At 70.0% G+C, this 18,071-nt stretch carries 17 protein-coding genes; 7 read left to right on the top strand and 10 right to left on the bottom strand.

Annotated elements, in window-relative coordinates:
- Positions 1–25 precede the first annotated feature (25 nt).
- From LOZ83_RS40555 to LOZ83_RS27635, 5 genes are read left to right on the top strand one after another with little or no spacing between them, the layout of a single operon-like run.
- The gene (locus LOZ83_RS40555) at positions 26–1,225 is read left to right on the top strand and encodes a cytochrome P450 (protein WP_236794622.1); all 1,200 of its coding nucleotides are present in this window, start codon (positions 26–28) and stop codon (positions 1,223–1,225) included.
- Positions 1,222–2,409, top strand: coding sequence for a cytochrome P450 (locus tag LOZ83_RS27650; RefSeq protein WP_236794621.1), 1,188 nt, complete (start codon positions 1,222–1,224; stop codon positions 2,407–2,409). Before LOZ83_RS40555 ends, LOZ83_RS27650 begins: the two co-directional genes overlap by 4 nt.
- 9 nt (positions 2,410–2,418) lie before the next feature.
- The gene (locus tag LOZ83_RS27645; RefSeq protein ID WP_236794620.1) at positions 2,419–4,095 is read left to right on the top strand and encodes a cytochrome P450; all 1,677 of its coding nucleotides are present in this window, start codon (positions 2,419–2,421) and stop codon (positions 4,093–4,095) included.
- 21 nt (positions 4,096–4,116) lie between these two features.
- Positions 4,117–5,004 (top strand): Gfo/Idh/MocA family protein, encoded by an 888-nt coding sequence (locus LOZ83_RS27640; protein ID WP_236794619.1) that lies wholly within the window; start codon positions 4,117–4,119, stop codon positions 5,002–5,004.
- Between the two features lie 24 nt (positions 5,005–5,028).
- Positions 5,029–6,042 carry a nitronate monooxygenase family protein gene (locus tag LOZ83_RS27635; RefSeq protein ID WP_236794841.1) on the top strand — a complete coding sequence of 338 codons (1,014 nt, stop codon included), beginning with the start codon at positions 5,029–5,031 and terminating at the stop codon, positions 6,040–6,042.
- 3 nt (positions 6,043–6,045) lie between these two features.
- On the opposite strand, the gene LOZ83_RS27630 is transcribed toward LOZ83_RS27635, so the two are convergent.
- Both LOZ83_RS27630 and LOZ83_RS27625 read right to left on the bottom strand, forming a co-directional pair.
- Positions 6,046–6,483 carry a cupin gene (locus LOZ83_RS27630; protein WP_236794618.1) on the bottom strand — a complete coding sequence of 146 codons (438 nt, stop codon included), beginning with the start codon at positions 6,481–6,483 and terminating at the stop codon, positions 6,046–6,048.
- Positions 6,484–6,612: 129 nt separating this feature from the next.
- On the bottom strand, positions 6,613–6,786 hold the full coding sequence (locus LOZ83_RS27625; RefSeq protein WP_236794845.1) for a hypothetical protein: 174 nt from the start codon (positions 6,784–6,786) through the stop codon (positions 6,613–6,615).
- A gap of 415 nt (positions 6,787–7,201) precedes the next feature.
- Here LOZ83_RS27625 and LOZ83_RS27615 point away from each other — a divergent pair, with 415 nt between their 5' ends.
- Positions 7,202–7,600 (top strand): hypothetical protein, encoded by a 399-nt coding sequence (locus tag LOZ83_RS27615; protein ID WP_236794617.1) that lies wholly within the window; start codon positions 7,202–7,204, stop codon positions 7,598–7,600.
- Between the two features lie 14 nt (positions 7,601–7,614).
- On the opposite strand, the gene LOZ83_RS27610 is transcribed toward LOZ83_RS27615, so the two are convergent.
- From LOZ83_RS27610 to LOZ83_RS27590, 5 genes are all read right to left on the bottom strand, one after another.
- Positions 7,615–8,577, bottom strand: coding sequence for a GlxA family transcriptional regulator (locus LOZ83_RS27610; protein WP_236794616.1), 963 nt, complete (start codon positions 8,575–8,577; stop codon positions 7,615–7,617).
- A 167-nt stretch (positions 8,578–8,744) separates the two neighbouring features.
- On the bottom strand, positions 8,745–11,804 hold the full coding sequence (locus LOZ83_RS27605) for an ATP-binding protein (RefSeq protein WP_236794615.1): 3,060 nt from the start codon (positions 11,802–11,804) through the stop codon (positions 8,745–8,747).
- Positions 11,804–12,451, bottom strand: a complete 648-nt coding sequence (locus LOZ83_RS27600; protein ID WP_236794614.1) for a hypothetical protein — start codon at positions 12,449–12,451, stop codon at positions 11,804–11,806. The genes LOZ83_RS27605 and LOZ83_RS27600 overlap by 1 nt, the downstream gene beginning before the upstream one ends.
- Positions 12,448–14,031, bottom strand: coding sequence for a KGGVGR-motif variant AAA ATPase (locus tag LOZ83_RS27595; protein WP_236794613.1), 1,584 nt, complete (start codon positions 14,029–14,031; stop codon positions 12,448–12,450). The genes LOZ83_RS27600 and LOZ83_RS27595 overlap by 4 nt, the downstream gene beginning before the upstream one ends.
- 4 nt (positions 14,032–14,035) lie before the next feature.
- Positions 14,036–14,755: a toll/interleukin-1 receptor domain-containing protein gene (locus LOZ83_RS27590; RefSeq protein WP_236794612.1), complete on the bottom strand. Its 720-nt coding sequence runs from the start codon at positions 14,753–14,755 to the stop codon at positions 14,036–14,038.
- A gap of 39 nt (positions 14,756–14,794) precedes the next feature.
- On the opposite strand from LOZ83_RS27590, the gene LOZ83_RS27585 reads away from it, so the two are divergent.
- Entirely contained in the window at positions 14,795–15,730 is a 936-nt protein-coding gene (locus LOZ83_RS27585; RefSeq protein WP_236794611.1) for an SEFIR domain-containing protein, read from the top strand.
- A gap of 4 nt (positions 15,731–15,734) precedes the next feature.
- On the opposite strand, the gene LOZ83_RS27580 is transcribed toward LOZ83_RS27585, so the two are convergent.
- The 3 genes from LOZ83_RS27580 to LOZ83_RS27570 are packed head-to-tail and all read right to left on the bottom strand — an operon-like array spanning position 15,735 to position 18,014.
- The gene (locus tag LOZ83_RS27580; RefSeq protein WP_236794610.1) at positions 15,735–16,745 is read right to left on the bottom strand and encodes a 1-aminocyclopropane-1-carboxylate deaminase; all 1,011 of its coding nucleotides are present in this window, start codon (positions 16,743–16,745) and stop codon (positions 15,735–15,737) included.
- Positions 16,746–16,762: 17 nt separating this feature from the next.
- Entirely contained in the window at positions 16,763–17,407 is a 645-nt protein-coding gene (locus LOZ83_RS27575) for a GntR family transcriptional regulator (protein ID WP_236794609.1), read from the bottom strand.
- A gap of 22 nt (positions 17,408–17,429) precedes the next feature.
- Positions 17,430–18,014, bottom strand: coding sequence for a class I SAM-dependent methyltransferase (locus LOZ83_RS27570; protein WP_236794608.1), 585 nt, complete (start codon positions 18,012–18,014; stop codon positions 17,430–17,432).
- Positions 18,015–18,071: the final 57 nt, after the last annotated feature.

The following is an 18,071-nucleotide window of genomic DNA, read 5'->3' as shown; positions in this document are numbered from 1 at the left end:
ACGGGCCGAGGAGAGGATCTTCGCCGTGTCGGTCGTGTTCGACGCCTTCCACCCCGCTCACCGGTCCAATCCGTATCCTCGCTACGCCGCCCTGCGCGAGCACACCGCGTTGTTCCCGCTCAAACCGCGCGTGCACATCGCGACCCGGTATGCCGAGGTTTCCGCCGTGTTGTCGGATCCCGAGTGGGGGCACGGCTACGACGACGGCATCAACCCGCTGCGGCCCGGGGTCGCCCCCGACGATGTGCCGGGCGGCATCGTGCGGATGGACCCGCCGCAGCACACCCGGGTGCGCGGGCTGGTCAACCGGCCGTTCACCCCGCGCCACACCACGGGGCTGCGGCCGCGGGTCGAGCGCCTGGTGACCGAGTTGCTGGACAAGGCGATCGCGGCCGGTGAAGTGGACCTGATGGAGTCCTTCGCCCGGCCGATGCCGTTCACGATCATCGCCGAGCTGCTCGGCATCCCGCGCGAGGACTACCGCCAGGTGATGGACTGGTCGATGGCGCTGGTCCACGGCACCGACCCGGACATCCTGCAGACACCGGAACAACTCGCCCGCCGCGATGTCGCCAAGGCCGAGTTCGAGGCGTACTTCGGCGCACAGATCGATCACCGGCGCAGGTACCCGCGGCAGGACATGTTCAGCGACATGGCCGCGGCGCTCGAAGCCGGCACCGCCAGCGACATCGAGTTACGTGGCCTTTCCGTCGGCCTGCTGATCGGCGGCTACGAGACGGCCACCGACCTGATCGGCAAGGGCACCGTGGCGCTGCTGCGCAATCCCGACCAGATCGAGCTGTGGCGCTCGCAGCCCGAACTCGCGTCGTCCGGCGCCGACGAGCTGCTGCGCTACGAGCCGCCCATCCAGTTCACCCACCGCGTTGCCTTGGCGGACAAGGAACTCGACGGCCGGACCCTGCCGCGCGGGGAAGGCGTGGTGGTCGTGATGGCCGCCGCGAACCGCGATCCCGAGGCATACGAGGATCCGGACCGGCTCGACATCGCCCGCTTCGCCGGGCAGGCACCGCCGCCGCGGCCGCTGTCGTTCGGCGGCGGCGTGCACTACTGCCTCGGCTCGCATCTCGGGAAACTCGAAGTGCAGCTCGCGATCGACGCGCTGCTGCGGCGCGCGCCGGATCTCGCGCTGGCCGGCGAACCCGTCTGGCGGGACACGGTCGCGATCCACGGTCTCGACACCCTGCCGGTTCGGCTGCGGAAATGACCGCGTTCGCAGGCTTCGACCTGGAGTACCGCGCGGATCCGTACCCGCAGTACCGCGCGCTCCGCGAAGCCACCCCGCTGTACCAGTTGCCCGGCGGCGTTTCCCTGGTGACCCGCTACGAGGACTGTGCCGCCGCGCTCAGCGAAACGAAATGGGGCCGTGCCGACGCGAACGGCTTCAACCCGTTCGCGCCCGAGCTCTCGCACGAGCACCTGCCGTTCCTGTTCCTCGACCCGCCGGACCACACCCGGCTGCGCGGACTGGTCAGCAAGGCTTTCACGCCGAGGATGATCGCCGGGCTGCGCCCGCTCATCGAGTCCACTGTGGACGAGTTGCTCACCGAGCTGCTGGCCGCCGACGAGGCGGATCTGGTCGAGTCGTTCGCCTACCCGCTGCCGCTGCGCGTCATCTGCGCCATGCTCGGCGTGCCCGCGCGGGACCGGCCGCTGTTCGGCGGCTGGTCGAGCGCGCTGGCCCGCGGGCTCGACCCGGGCCCGCTGCTGTCACCGTCCGAACGGGACGCTCGCGCGCACGCGATGCAGGACGGCAAGGCATATTTCCGTGACCTGCTGGCGAAACGGCGTGCCGAACCGGCCGATGACCTGGTGAGCGCGCTGGCGGCGGTCGAGGAGCAGGGAGACGTGCTCACCGAGTCCGAACTGCTCAACACGTTCGCTTTGCTGCTGTCGGGCGGGTTCGAGACCACGGTGAGCCTGATCGCCAACGGAACCCTTGCCCTGCTGAGGAATCCGGGCCAGCTCGCGCTGTGGCGGGAGACGCCGGACCTGGCGCCGCACGCGATCGAGGAGCTGGCGCGGTACGAGCCGTCGGTGCAGATCGCGGCGCGCGTCGCGCAGGGGCCGCTGAAACTCGCCGGGCACGCGTTCGGCAACGGCGACGGAATCGTGCTGCTGCTGGCATCCGCCAACCGCGACCCCGAAGCCTTCGAGGATCCCGACCGCCTCGATCTCACCCGCTACACCCGCCCCGCGCCCGCACATCTGAGCTTCGCCAAGGGAATCCACTTCTGCCTCGGTGCCGCACTGGCGCGGCTCGAGGTGGAGATCGCGATGGACGCGCTCGTGCGGCGCGCGCCCGGCATCGAGCTGGTCACCGAGGACCTGACGTATCTGCCCAATGTCTCCATCCGGCGGATGCGGGCGCTGCCCGTCCGCCTGCGCTGAGAGGGAATGATGACCGAGACACCACTGCAGCGCCGGCTGCGCGAGCTGAAGTCCTTGGTGGAATACGGGGTCGAGTCCGGCATCGGCGTCGGCCACTCGCTGGGCGTGCTGCTGGAAACCCTCGAAGAGGGCCGGACCGTGTGGACGCTCAAGCCCTCGCCGGCGACGGCCAACGCACTGTACACAGTGCACGGTGGCGTGATCGCCACGCTGCTCGACACCGCGATGGGCAGCTCGGTCTTCACCGCGATCCCCGAGGGGGCGCTGTACACGACGCTGGAGCTGAAGGTCAACTTCATCCGCCCGGTCGCGCTCGACGGTGACCAGCTCACGTGCGAAGCGAAGGTCGTGCACGTGGGCAAGCGGACCGCGACCGCGGAAGGCCGGGTCACCGACCCGCGCGGCAAGCTCATCGCGCACGGCACCACGACGTGCATGGTGTTCCCGCCGAACGGACCGTCCACTGAGGACGCTCCGGCGCCGGCGAACCCGGGTGCCGCGCTGGACGCGCTCGACCCGAAGCACTGGCCGAACCCGTATCCGCGCTACGCCGCGGCCCGCGAGACGAAGCCGGTCATCGCCACCCCGCTCGGCGTGCACCTGGTGACCCGCTACGAGGACTGCGCGGCGGTGCTGCAGGACAACAACTGGAGCCACGCGCACGAGGCCGAGCTGTTCCACCCCGGTGTCGAGCACGTCGACCTGCCGACGTCGTTCCTGTGGATGGACCCGCCGGACCACACCCGGCTGCGCGGCCTGGTCAGCAAGGCGTTCACGCCCAAGACGATTTCCGCGCTGCGGCCGCGGATCGAGGCGCTCGTCAAGGAGCTCTTCGACGCGATGGTGACCACCGGGGAAGCCGACGTGATCACCTCGCTGGCCTACCCGCTGCCGCTGACGATCATCGCCGAGCTGCTCGGCGCACCCGCCGAAGACCACCCCAACCTGCAGCGCTGGTCGCGTGCGCTGGCCCGCGGGTTCGACCCGGATCCCTTGCTGCTACAGGAAGAACGCGAAGCCCGCACGCAGGCCGCGCGCGAGTTCGTGGACTACTTCCGCAGCCTGATCCGGCAGCGGCGCGCGGACCCGCAGGACGACCTGATCAGCGGGCTCGCCGCGGTCGAGGAACAGGGCGACGTGCTCACCGAGGACGAGATGCTCGCGACCTGCGTCACGCTGCTGGTGGCCGGGCACGAGACGAGCGTGAACCTGGTCGCGAACGGGATCCTCGCGCTGATCCGGAATCCCGGCCAGTACGAGCTGCTGCGCGCCAAGCCGGAGCTGGCCGGGCCCGCCGTCGAGGAGATGCTGCGCTACGACTCGCCGGTGCACATGACCACCCGGCTCGCGCACACGCCGACGACGCTGGCGGGACACGAGTTCGCCGCGGGCGACGGGGTCGTGCTGCTGTTCGGCTCGGCCAACCGCGACCCGGAGGCGTTCGAGAACCCCGAGACGTTCGACATCACCCGCTACGCCGGCTCGGCGCCGGTCAAGCGCCACCTCACCTTCAGCCTCGGCATCCACTACTGCCTCGGCGCGCCGCTGGCACGGCTGGAGATGGAGGTCGTGCTGCACGAGCTGATCAGCCGCGGGCTCACCATGACGATGACGACCGATGAGCTGCCGTACCGGCGCAACCTCGTGCTGCGTGGCATCGACCGCTTCCCGGTGCGCTTCTCCTAGTCCCGGGGCTACCGTGCAGGCATGACCGAACCTCTGACGATCGGCCTCGTCGGTGCCGGGCCGTGGGCCGGGGTGTTCCACGCCCCGATGATCCACAACGGGCCCGGCACCCGACTGGCCGCGGTGTGGGCGCGACGGCCGGAAGCGGCCGAAGAGCTCGCCTCGAAGTACCAGGCGAAGGCCGCCGCCAGCTTCGAAGAACTGCTCGACCACTGCGAAGCCGTCGCGTTCGCGGTGCCGCCGGACATCCAGGCCCGGTACGCGCCGCTGGCCGCCGCGGCCGGGCGGCATCTGCTGCTGGAGAAGCCGCTCGGGTTCACCCTCGCCGAAGCCCGCGGGGTCGCGGACGCGGTGGCTGACGCCGGGGTGATCAGCCAGGTCGTGCTGACCAACCGCTACCGCGAATCGGTGCGCGCGTTCATCAGCGCGACGCGCGCCGCCGGCCCGGTCGGGGCGATCGGTGAATATCTCGGTGGCGGCTCGCGGCCCGGGTCGATGTTCGCGACGCCATGGCGGGTCGAGCGCGGCGCGCTGCTCGACCTCGGCCCGCATGTGCTCGACCTGCTCGACGCGGCGGTCGGGCCGATCACCAGGGTCCGCGCGGTCGGTGACCCGACCAAGTGGGTGGCGCTCACCGTGCGGCACGAGAACGAGGTGCTGAGCCAGGCCGCGCTGTCGATCACCACGCCCGTGCCGGCCCAGGTGCTGGACTGCCTCGTGATCACCGAGGCGGGCCCGATGTCGCTGGTCGACTCACCCGGCTACGCGCTCAACGACTTCGCCGACGTGCAGCAGACGATCATGCGCGAGTTCGCCGAGGCCGTCCGCGAACGCCGCCCGCATCCCCTCGACGCCCGGCGCGGGCTGTTCCTGCAGGAACTGCTCGAAGGCGCGCTGAGCGACTCCTGAGCGGAGGAGGGTCTGGTGCACAGCATGTTCGCGGGTCTCGGCCTGTCGGTGCCCGTGGTGGCGGCGCCGATGGCCGGGGGCCCGACGACGCCCCGGCTCGTCGCCGCGGCCGCGGCGGCCGGGGGTATCGGTCTGGTGCCCGCCGGGTACCAGACCGCCGAGGCGTTCGGGCGGCGGCTCGCCGAGGTGCGGGCGCCCTTCGGGGTCAACCTGTTCGCGCCGAACCCGGTCCCGATCGACGACGCGAGCTACCACCGGTACGCGCGTGAGCTGCAGGGCGAAGCCGACGACTACGGCATCGACCTCGGCGGGATCGCGCGCACCGAGGACGACGACCACTGGCGCGACAAGATCGACCTGCTGCTCGCCGACCCGGTCCCGGCGGCGACGTTCACGTTCGGCATCCCGGACGCGGCGGTCCTCAAGGCGCTGCGGGCCGCGGGCACGCTGACCGGGCAGAGCGTCACCTCCGCCGCCGAGGCACGCCAAGCCACTGACGCGGGCGTGGATTTCCTTTGTGTGCAGGGGATCGCGGCAGGCGGGCACTCCGCCACCCTCACCCCGGACCGGCTGCCGGCGGATGTCCCGCTCGCCGGCCTGGTCCGCGAAATCGCCCGGGTGACGGATCTTCCGCTGATCGCCGCGGGCGGCATCGCGACCGCCGACGCGGTCGTGGAGGTCCTCGAAGCCGGGGCCGCGGCGGCGATGGTCGGCACCGTGCTGCTGCGGTCCGACGAAAGCGGCGTGTCGGAGACACACCGGACCGCGCTCGCGGACCCCGCGCGGGACCGGACGGTGCTGACGCACGCCTTCACCGGCCGCCCCGCGCGCGGCCTGGCGAACGCGTTCACCGACCGCTACGACGAGGTCGCGCCGCTGGGCTATCCCGCGCTGCACCACCTGACCAGCCCGCTGCGCAAGGCGGCGGCCGCGGCCGGCGACAGCGACCGGCTGCACCTGTGGGCGGGCACCGGGTACCGGCACGCCACCGCCGAGCCGGCGGCGGCGATCCTCCGCCGCCTCACCGCGAAGCTGTGACGGTCAGTCGAAGTCGCAGCCGGGGTTCGGCACGTCAACGGCCAGCGGGCTGCCGACGGGGTCCTGGTAGAACACTTCCAGCACAACGGGTGTGCTGCCCAGGTTCCGTCCGATGTGGACATACCCGGGGCCGCTCTCCTCGCTGATGGGCTGGCCGCGGTGGTAGAGACCATCGACGCCGCAGTCGGACTCGTTGTGCGTCAGCACGCCCTGCTTGACCAGGCCGTGCACCGGGCCGGGGTGGTAGTGCCAGCCGGTGCTGCCGCCGGGGGCGAGGGTGATCTCCTTCAGCACGTACTCGGTGTCGCCGATGGTCTTGTCGAAGATCGTGACGGCGGTGACGCCGCGCCCGGGGGTCGCGCTCGCGGTCCCCGGCACGGCGACCACCGTCACGCCGGCCACGGCCACCGCGCTCAGGGCGATTCGTACGGTCTTGTGCATGCGAGCACGATAATGGCTCCCCGGCGGCGCCGGCAGTGGCCGTGCGGGCAGTGTCAGTGTCCTTTTCGGTCACCGCCACCGCTGTTTCGTCTATTGTGGACGGTTTCCGGGACACTGCGTCCATGCCCATCACCCACCTCCGCCGGTTCGCGGCGCGCGCCGCAGCCCGGTCGACGGACTGGCGCGGACGGTGATGTTCAGCCAGGCCGACGTCGTACCCAACTCACCGATCACGGCGAAACACGCCGGGACCGGCGTGCTGATCCGCGCGGCCGTACCCGCGGACTGGCCGGTCGCGGACAAGACCGGCACCGCCGATTACGGAACGCGCGACGACATCGCGGTGATCTGGCCGCCGGAACGCGCCCATCGTCCTTGTGATCCTGTCCGACCGGTCCACCAAGGACGCCCCCACCAGCGACGATCTCATCGCCAAGGCGACGGCGACCGCCCTCGGGGCGTACAGATAGTTGACCCCACCCCGGCCGTGCGCTCGATCGGGTGGTTGCCCCGCATTTTCCGTAACACTGAACTGCGGAGACGCGTAAAGCCAGGTGTGACTCGCTGGTGTCGGCTGCCGCGACGGGGGCGGCAGCACCGCCGGCGGCCGCGCCCGCCGGAACCCCGCAGGCGCCCGGTCACCGGGGTCCCTCGACCCGCGGCGGCGAATCGGACAAGCGCGGGGAAGCCGGAACAACCCCCAGCTAAGCTTGCGCGCATGGGTGACGGGCTCTGGACCGACGTGATCAACTACGTGCGCCTGCGGTACGAGGTGCTGGAAGACCGGGACGGCTGGCTGCGCTTCCAGCTCGAGACCGAGAACGGCCGCACGCAGCAGGTCACCGTGCACCTGCTGCCCGGCGAAGACGGCACGTCGTGGGCGGAGATCTCCTCCGCCGTCGGCTGGGCCGACAAGATCGACCTGCGCCGCTTGCTGGAACTCGCCGGCTCGGTGACCGTCGGCGGCGCGGCCGTGGTGGACGGCGTCGCGCTGATCAAGCACACGGTGCCGCTGGGTGCGCTGGACCTGCAGGAGGAGTTCGCGCGTCCGCTCGCCGCGATCGTCGCCCAGGCGGACGCGCTCGAACACCAGCTCTCCGGCGCCGACGAGTTCTGACGGCTCCCGGCGGGTCAGCGCCGCGCGTGCACCGCGCGGAACCGGGACGGCGGGATGCCGAACCGCGCGACGAACGACTGCCGCAGCGACTCGGCCGAGGCGAAACCGCACCGGCGAGCGATCGCGGTCAGCGGTTCGCGCGTCCCGGCGAGCAGTTGCGAAGCGGCTTCCAGGCGCGCGTCGCGCACGAGCTGCCACGGTGTCCGGCCGACATGCTCGACGAACAACCGGCTCAGGTGCCGTTCGCTGACACTCACCAGCGCGGCCAGCCCGGCGGCGCTGAGATCGCCGTCGAGGTGGCTCACCACGTGGTCGATCACTCGGTGCACCACGGCGTGCTCGGACCGCGGGATCCTGGTGAACAGGCTCATCTGCGCCTGGTTCCCGGGCCGCTGCAGGTAGGTGACCATGCCGACGGCGACCCGGCGGGCGATCTCCGCCCCGTGGTCCTCCTCGACGAACGCGAGCGCCAGGTCGAGTGACGCGGTGACCCCGCCCGAGGTCGCGATCCGGCCGTCGCGGACGTAGATCGGCGCGGGGTCGACGTGCACCCGCGGGTAGCGCTCGGCGAGCCGCGTCGCCTCGTACCAGTGCGTCGTGGCGCGGCGGTGGTCGAGCAGCCCCGCGGCGGCGAGCACGGTGGCGCCGGTGCACACCGACGCGATCCGCCGGGACAGCCCGGCCAGCCGGCGGACCTGGCCGAGCAGGCGCTGGTTCGCCGCCGCGGCCTCGTGCCCCAGCCCACCGGAGATGACCATGGTGTCGATCCGGCCCTCGATCCCGTCGAGCCGGGACTGGCCGTGCAACTGGAGCCCCGAGTCGCACCGCACCGGCCGCCCGACCGGCGTCGCGAACAGCACCTCGTACGCGGGGTCGGCGCCCATCCGGTTGGCGTAGTCGAACCCGGTCGTCACGCAGGCAACGTCGACGAGCTCGATCCCATCGAACCCGACAACCACGACACGCCGCCCAGTCATGCCCTCACCGTACGATCGGCGTCACCGTGTCCGGTGGACAGGAACCCCCGGAATCCGGACGTCCGGGATCCTGGGGCTCGGTCTCTTCCTCCCTGTGTGGGGACTCAGCTCGCACCGCCTCAGGTTCCGCCACCCGCACCGCCACGCAAGCCACTTTCACAACACTCTCAATCATCGCGGGCGCGTTTGATGACCTCTTCGACGGTGAGCGGGCTGCTGGGGTGGTGGGTCAGGCACAGCGGCGTGGTGATCTGGCGGAAGCCGAAGGACTCGGCCGAGACGTAGAACTGGGCGCGTTCCAGCCGCGAGATGTCGGCGACCGGGCTGCCCTTCGCGCGGGCCATCTCGTTCGCGGCGGCGATCTGCGCGGGGCTGTTGAGCCGCCCGAAGAACTGGGTCATCGCGTTGCCGACCACCTGGTTGTGCAGGCCTTTCGGGGCCTGCGTGGCGAACAGCAGCCCGAGCCCGTACTTGCGCGCCTGCGACGCGAGCACGATGGTGCTGCGGGTGCTCGGGGTGAGGGTGCCGGACGCGGCCAGGGTTTGCGCCTCGTCCATCACGAACAGGCCGCCGAGCGGGCGCTCGCCCGCGGGATTCCTTTTGATCCAGGCGAAAAGTTCCATCTGCAGCTGGTTGACGAAGTTCTGCCGCTGCTCCTCCGCCGGCAACCCGATGAAGCTGATCACCGACACTCGGGCGCGTTTGCCCTCGGCCGGGGTGAGCAGCGTGCCTGGGTCGACGGGTTCCCCGCCGCCCGCGAACAGCGAGTCGTTGATCGTCGCCGCCTTGAGCGTCTCGGCCAGGCCCGCGGCGATGCGCTTGCCATCGTTGAGGATGCTGACGTCCTCGGGCAGGTCGGCGAGCACCTCGATGAGCCCGGGCAGGCTGCGGGACCCGGTCCGGGCGTGGTGCAGGACCGCCTCGCGCAGCACGGCGCGGCCGATCTTCGCGCCGCGCGCGGTTCCGGTGAGCCCGACCTGCGGGGCGATGGTCGCGACGGCCACCTCGACGGCGAGGGTGAACTCGTCCTCGTCGTCGAGGACCCCGGCGAAGTCGGGCAACGGCTGGAAGGCCAGCGGCCGCCCGTTCGCCCGGTTGGGGGTCCAGACCACCACGTCGGTCCCGGCGAGGTACCGTTCGGCCAGCTTCGCGTCTCCTGGCGCCCACGCCTCGGGCGGTTCGGGCCAGGCGTCCCCGAGCCGGGCCAGGTCGTTGTTCGGGTCGAGGACGATGGCGGAAACCCCGTTGAGGGCACATTCTTCGATGATCCGTCGCAAAAGGACGGTCTTGCCGGAGCCGGACCCCGCGAACACGGCGGCGTGCTTGCGCAACGCGGAAAGCTCGATCCGCAATGGCTTTTCGTCCACCGTGCCGAGCGTGATCCGCCCGTCCGCCGAAGGCGGTCCCTTGTCGGGCTTGCGCTCAGTGGATTTTTTTGGCATCACCGCGGAAAGCAGATCCGACCGCCCGGCGGGGCGCCGGTCGATCAGCCACTCGTGCAGTTCGGTGTCCACTTCGGACAGCATCTGTTCGAGCGCCCAGAAAGTGCGCACATCCGACGGCGTGAGCACGACCTGCAGCCCGCCCTTGTCCCGGAAGTCCTCGAGCTCCAGCCTGGTCTTCTCCCCTCGCCATTCCCGATGCCGCAGCACGATCAGATGCTGGGTGTCCCCGCCCTGGCGCTGTCCTGTCGCCGATCGCGTCTTCCGCAGGCGGGACAACGCCGAACGCGGGTCCTTGACGGTGATCGCCCGGAACGCCCAGTACTCCTCCACGTCGGCGGCCTCGTTGATGGTGCGGGTGAGCAGAGCGTGCACGTGGCTGCTGCCGTTCTCCGACTCCGAGTTCCACTCCATGGCGTCGTTGCCGACTTCGATGATCCAGGCCCGGAGTGCCGCGTCGAGCAGTTCGGGCATCACCTCGCCCTCGACCTCCTGATCGAGAAGCTTCGTGGTGTCGGCCCGTGCTTTCAGCTCCTCGAACCGCTTGTCCAGCTGGGCGAATCGCCCGGGCGTCACAGTGGGCACCGGCGCCGGCGCGTGCGAACCGTCGTCTCCGAACGACGTCAGCTCGTAGGCCTGCCCGACGCGCAGGCAGTTGTCGATATGGGCGCCGACCCGTTTGAGCAGTTCGCGCGGCGCGTACGGCTCCCAGGTGCCGTTGAAGGCCGAGTCCGCCACGGGCCAGGCCGGGTGCGGTGGCACGAATCCCATGCCCTCGTACGCGACGCCGAGCCGCCGTTCGACGACCGCGCGCCCCAGTGCCGCGTCGGTCACCCGGCCGACCATCAACGTCTCGCGGAACCGGTCGGGCACGGTGTCCGCGGCCTTCTCCTTGATCTGCGTCCAGGTGACGGGCAGGCATGCGAGCACCGTGATCGTCCTGCGGGTCACCTCGCGCAACCCCATCAGCCCGTCGGCGATCTGCGCGACCAGCAGGTCCTCGTCCTCGACCGGCCCGGAATTCGTGGTCCTCTGGGAAGAACGTCCGATCAGCGTGTCCAGCTGGTCGACCCCGATCGCGACCGGCCCGGTCAGCGCCAGCAGCCGGGTGATGTCGTGGACCTGCCCCAGCGCGGGCTTCAGCCGGGGCCGGATCCCCCATTTGGCCCGCTCGCCCTTCTTCGTCTCCTCGTATCCCTCGAGGTAGTCCGCGCCAATCTGGTTGACGTTGGTGTCCTCGCTGTTGTAGAGCACCAGCGCCCGCGCGACATCGGCGCATTCCACCGCGACCTGCTCGTCGATCCGGCGCAGTCCCGCGACGAACGTGTCCACATCGGACCGGGCGAGCCGGCGTCCATTGAGGATGGTCGCGGTGACCCGCTGGTCGGCTTGTGCCCGGTGGCACGCGCGCAGCAGGAAGCTGGACAGCTGGGAGCCACCGGAGTCGTCGCGCCGCAACAGCCCGGACCGCAAGGCATCCGCGGTGTTGTCCCAGAACACGTTGCCACCGCTGAGGTTGTCGAGAAAGAAGTAGCCGCCCGCCTGGTGCACCCGCCGGCGGACGAGCGAGAGCAGGTGGGTCTTGCCGACGCCCTTCTGCCCTTGCAGCACCAGGCCGATCGGGCTGGGACCGTCGCTGCCGGCGGCGTCGCGGATGCCCACGTCGATCGCGTTGGCGACTTCGGGGTGCAGGTCGTCGACGTGGTACGGGGAATCCCGCCAGACATGATCAGGGGTGTCGGCCCAGTCGAGGCGCAGCGTTCGCAGCGCCGCCAATGGTTCCATCAGGACACCTCGATGGACAGCAGATGGTTGTCCTCACCACCGACCCGGATGGCCGCTTCGCGGTCGGCCGGAGTAAGCGTTTTCCGGTTGGACTCCGGCACGAGGTGCACTTGCCCGGCCCGGTTCAGCTCCTTGAGCACGGCGTCGACGTCCTGAGCGGGTGCGCCACCGAGTTCCGTTCGCAGCTCTGCCAGGCCGACCCAGTCCCGCGGTGACCGGGCCAGCTTGCGGTACGCCGTGCGGATCCGGCTCTCGATGTCCTCCGGCGTCTCCTCCGCGGTCACGTCCGAGGTGGGCGCGAAGATGTCGGCCAGCCGGAGGCCTTCCCGCCGCCGGTATTGGTCTACACCACTAAGCAGGACGTACAACGCGACGCTGAGTACGCTGCGAGGCCGGGGCGACGGCGGGGTTTCCTGGCCCAGCTCGCCCTCGCACCACGCCCACCCGCGCTCGGTCAGCTCGTGCGCGAACGACCGTCCCTGCTTGTGGCTGGCGACCAGGTCGAGCTCGTTCAACCGGCGGCGGTCCTGGCCGTCGAGCGTGAAGCCCACGATCGCCTGCAGCTCGGGATTCGACACTTCGCGGGCGAGCGCCATCAGGGTGAAGACCACCGCGGTCTGCTTGTGTCCCAGTCGTTTTTCGGTCATCCGAGTTCCTTTCGCTCGATGGATGTTTCGAGCGCCTTGACAGCGCTTTCAATCGCGGTCCGGATGGCCGGGGGTACCGGCGTGCGGCCGTCGTCATCGCCGCGAGGCCGGATCACCAGGGCCAGGTCGGCGGCGAGGTCCTGTGCCGTCGCGTCGTCGGCCCTGGGCAGGTCGCGGACGATCTCGTCCACCAGCAGCCACATCACCGGGCGCAGCCGGGCACCGGCGGTTCGCCGCAACAGGGCGAGCACGTCGGGCTCGGCGGTGGCGGTGCCGTTGAGCTGGTCGACGATGTCGCGCGCCACGTTCGCCGGGCCGCGCGCGGGGCCCAGCCGCAGGTAGCGGAGGTTCCCGAAGTAGCCCGGCAGAGCCGTGGCGTCCGTGCCGGCGGTGAGCACCGGGATGACCCGGCGGTCCTGGCCCAGCGTCCGGTGCAGGAACAGTTCCAGCTCCGCCGACTGCCAGCGGCTCAGCTCCCGGTCGACCAGCAGGCACAGGTGCCGGGCATCGTCCTCGGCGCGGTTGAGCATGGTGCGGTTGCCTGACAGGGAAAGCGTCGCGTGCACGTCGAGCTCGCTCAGCCATTTCACCAGATCGGTTGCGATGTCCACAGTGGACCGTGGTGTGCTGATCCGGATGTCCTGGCGGAACTCGCGCTTCTTCGAGCGGACGGCGGCGACGTAGGCGTCCCGGTTTTCGGCCAGCAGATCGGTGCGATCGAAGTCGTGCGCGATCACCGCGGCGATCGTTTCCAGCGCATAGCTGATCTGGTCGGAGCCGGGTTCGGTCTCCTCGCGGACCGGCAGTTGCTCGCCGAAGCTCCAGTAGGAGACGTAGGGCAGGGTCAGGTGCCGGGCCATCGCGTCCGGCGACACCGTCTGATGAAGCCAATCGTGGTACAGACCTTTGGTTTCCTGGAGGCAGATGCGCCGCCACTCCTCCGCCCGGCTGTACTCCTCGCGCGAGTCGAATCTCGACAACACCGGCAGAACCGTGAGCTGCGGCCGGTCATACGGCAGGCGGTCGCGCGCGTCGTTCGCGCGCCGGGCGATGTCGACGGCACCCCGCACGCTCTGCAAATTGGCCGTGTACAGGACGACGAGCCGGTCCGGTAGATGCGCCGTGCAGATGCTGCCGATGTCCGAGACACCGGTCCGGCTGTCGAGCAGCACGAAGTCGTAGTCGGTGATCCATTGTTCCCGGCATTCTTCGAGGTATTCGCCGAATCCCCGCTCGTACAACCGTTCCCAGTCGATCTCCTGCACCCGGCCGACGTAGCGGGAGTCGGCACGCCCGGCCGCGATGAGGTCGAGCGCGCCCGCCCCGGTCAGCCGCGCCGCGTGCGCGGCCGGCCGGACCCGGCCGGCCAGGAAATCGTCGACGAGATCGACGACCCCCGCCGCGGGTTCGGCGCCCAGCAGCGGCCGGAAGTATTCGTGCAGGCCCGGCGCTTCCAGGTCCCAGTCGAGACAGAGCACGCGGTATCCCCAGCGCGCCAGCAGGACCGCGATGTTGGCCGTGGTGAAGCTCCGCCCGACGCCGCCCTTGTACGAGTAGAACGTGACAACGCTGCCCACCATCGCGTCAGAACCTCGGCAGTCGGGAAGGGCCGAGCGAACCTGGCTCGGGGGTCTCGACCGGCCAATCGGGCCGCCACGGCGGGACCTGCTCGAACAGGTCGGTCAACTCGGTCGCGATCCGCTCCATCTCGCGGTGAAAATCCAGGTAGGCCGGGGCGACCTGGAAGTGTTCGTAGGGCTGGTTCCACTCCTTGAGGCTGCGCATCCGCCGTTCGTGCGCGTAGGCCGGAAAGTTCTCGGAGTCGTTGAAGATCACCGGATAGATCAGTCCCTGCGGCCGGTCCGGTATCACCAGCTCCTCGCGTTTCGCCATGGAATGCCACTCCGCGAGACACCATTCGTTGAGAAAGTACTTGGGCGAGCACACCGCGACCAGAATGCGGGTGCGTTGCAAAGCGGACCGCAACTCGTACGGCCATTTTCCACCACCCTGGACGTCGCCGTCGAAAAAAATCTTCACGTCGCGGGCGAGGTTCTCGTCCAGCAGCTCGCACAGCCGCGGGTGGAAATGATTGCGTACCCAGGCGGGAACCAGGCGTCCTGTGCGCTGGTAGCTGATGAACACGTCGTACTCGTACACGCGTGTCATCGCTCCCTCGAACGCTCTCCCCAGACCGGTCTGATAGTAGATCCACGAGTCGCGCCGAAAAAAGACATTCCAGTTGACAAAAACTGGACAGAATCCGGGCAGTTCTCCCCGGAAAAGAAGACAAAAACTGGACATTCACGCGATGGGTGGCCGGTGTCGGCGACAATGCGTTACATGACCGAGGCGCCGCTCGTGTTCGTCACCTATTCACACGACACCCCGGAGCACGTCAGGCAGGTCCGGACCTTCGCGACGTTCCTGCGCACCCGGATCGGCCTCGACGTGCGGCTGGACCAATGGGATGACAACATCCGGATGGACTGGTCGTTGTGGGCGATCGAGCACCTGGACAAGGCGGACTACATCCTGGCCATCGCCTCCCCCGCGTACAAACGCCGGGCCGAGGGAACCGCGCCACCGGACGAAGGCCGCGGCGCCCAGTTCGAGGCGGCGCGCCTGCGGGACATGCTCACCAAGAACCTGCGGGAGGCGACGGAGCGGATCCTGCCGGTCGTGCTGCCGGGCCGGTCGATCGAGGAGATCCCGTCGTTTCTCAACACCTACTCCACCACGCGGTACTCGATCGACCGGATCGACGAGGAGAGCGTGGCGGGCCTCATCGCCGCGATCACCGGCAGGGGCGCGCATCCCATGCCCGAACGGGGGCTGTGGCCCGGCACCGGAAAGCGCTTACTGAAATCGCTTACCGACGAAATATCCTGGCCTGAACAGAAGCCCGGGATCGGGCGGGACGTCGCGGACATCGGCGGCACGCGTTACGAGCACGGCCTCGTGTTGCGGGGCAAGGCACAGGGTTCCGTCGAACTGGAGCTCGACGGCAAGTACGTGCGCCTCACGTCGGTGGCCGGGGTGCTCGATGACGCCGCCGAGCCGTACCAGGTGGGGATCTTCCGGGTCGTCGTCGACGGCCGCCCAGCGGCTGAAGCGACGGTCTCGCGGGGCAAACCGGCGACGATCGACGTGGATCTCACGGGCGCGGAACGCTTGCGGCTGGAGATGTCCCGCCCCGGCGCCGGTCCTTCACCGTCGCATTCCGGTGGCACGGGAAGAGCGGCCGAACTGGCCTGGGGAGACCCGACGTTGTTCTAGTGGCTCACGAGAACAGCGCGCTGTAGCCGTTGAGCGCGGGCTGCCCGCCCAGATGTGCGTACAGCACGGTGGAATCGCGGCTGATCTCGCCGCGGCTGACCAGATCGATCAGGCCCGCCATGGACTTTCCCTCGTACACCGGGTCGGTGATCATCCCCTCGGTCCGCGCGGCGAGCCGCATGGCGTCCATTGTGGACTCGTCCGGGATGCCGTAGGTGCCGGCGTGAAAGCGCTCGTCCAGTTCGATCTCATCGTCGCGCAGCTCGCGGTCCACGCCGATGCTCGCGGCGGTCTGTCGCGCGATCCGGGCGATCTGGTCCCGGGTCTCCCCCGGCTTCGCCGAGGCGTCGATGCCCAGCACCCGGCGCGCGCGGCCGCCCAGCGAGGCGAACCCGGCGATCATGCCGGCCTGCGTGCTGCCGGTCACCGAGCAGACGATGATCGTGTCGAAGAAGACGTCCAGCTCCCGTTCCTGCGCGGCGACCTCGTGCGCCCAGCGGGCGAAGCCGAGCCCGCCGAGCGGATGGTCCGACGCGCCGGCCGGGATCGCGTACGGTTTCCCGCCACGGTCGGCGATCTCGCGCAGCGCCTGCTCCCAGCTTTCCTTGAAGCCGATCCCGAAGCCGGCCTTCACCAGCCGGACATCGGCGCCGGCGAGCCTGCTCAGCAGGATGTTGCCGACCTTGTCGTAGACCGCGTCGGGCCAGTCGACCCAGCTTTCCTGCACCAGCACGCATTTCAGGCCGGCCCGCGCGGCGACGGCCGCGACCTGGCGGGTGTGGTTGGACTGCACGCCGCCGATCGACACCAGCGTGTCGCAGCCCTGGGCGAGCGCGTCCGCGACTAGGTACTCCAGCTTGCGGGTCTTGTTGCCGCCGTAGGCGATTCCGGAGTTGCAGTCCTCCCGCTTGGCCCAGATCGCGGCGCCGCCGAGGTGCGCGCCGAGCCGGTCGAGCGGGTGCACCGGCGATGGGCCGAACAGCAACGGGTAGCGCTCGAACGCGTCGAGGGACATGGGAAGTGCTCCGTTCGTCAGTCGGCGAGCTGTTCGAGTTCGTGCCAGATCCCGGTGGTGACCCGCACGGCCTCGTCCGCGTCACCGGTCCGGCAGGCCTCGATGAGCCGCCGGTGCGCGGCGACCGACTCCTTCGCCGCCGGGGCACTGAACCGCGCCCGCTCCAGGCGGCGGATGACCGGCGTATAGCGATCGATCGTGGCGGCGACCGCACGGTTTCCGCAGGCGCGCACCGGCACGTCGTGCAGCTCGTCGTCCGCGGCGAGCGCGGCATCGACGTCCCCGGTGCGCACGGCGACGTTGAACCGCCGGTTGGCGGCCAGCATGTCGCTGATCTGCCGGGGAGTCAGCACCGGCACGGCCGCGCGCACGGCGACCTCGTGCATCGCCCGCACCACGGCCGCCGCGTCCCGCACCTCGACGGTGTCGATCGGGGTGACCCGGGTATGGCTTTGCGGCTTGGTGCGGACGAGCCCTTCGTCCGCCAGCCGCGCGAGCGCCTCGCGCACGGGCGCGCGGGACAGCCCGAGCTGCTCGGCGAGCTGGGCATCCCGCACCACCGCGCCCGGCGCGATCTCGCCCCGCACGATGGCGTCACGGATCAACCGGTGCGCGGTGTCGCGCAGGAGTGGACGAGCAACTGGTTCCAACACATCTAACATGTTAGATTCCAGTGACTGGAAGTCAAGCTGCTGAGCTGTCCAGACGCTGAAAGAGCGCCAGCGGGAAGGACCCGGTGCGCACGACCGTCCGCACCATCCGGCGGCGATGTTTCGCCGAGGTCGAGCGAACCTGCCCGGCCGGCACCCAGCGGATGTCGTAGATCCACATCGGACCTTCGCGGCGCAGCACGCGGTCCAGCGACGACACGACCGCGGGCACGTCGGCCCAGTGGTGCATGCTCGCGGTGGAAACGATCAGATCGACCGAGTCGTCCGGGAACGGTAGGTCCGCCAGGTCCGCGACGGTGAACTGGACGCGGTCGGCGATGCCCGCCCCTTCCGCACGCTCGATGGCGGTCTCCACCATGCCGGGTTCGAGGTCCACACCGCGCACACGCAGGTCGGGGCGCCGGGCCGCGATCTCCGCCGCGAGCCGGCCGGTGCCGCAACCGGCGTCCAGGACCAGCCCGCCCTCCGGCGCCGCCGCGGCCACATCCTCGGCCACCTGCCGGTGCAGGCCGCGGAACGTCTTGCCGGCGTGCCGGTCGTACGCGTGCCCGTTCGCGAACAGGTGCCTCTGCCCGATCCGGTGCAACACCTTGCGCATGATCACTCCTATCATGGTTGACATTGGCAACTGTGACCGATGCTAGCGTCAACAGTT

Source organism: Amycolatopsis sp. GM8 (assembly GCF_021653975.1).
GTDB lineage: Bacteria > Actinomycetota > Actinomycetes > Mycobacteriales > Pseudonocardiaceae > Amycolatopsis_E.
Note: the sequence above shows the minus strand (reverse complement) of the source record. Positions and strands in the feature narration are given on the sequence as shown.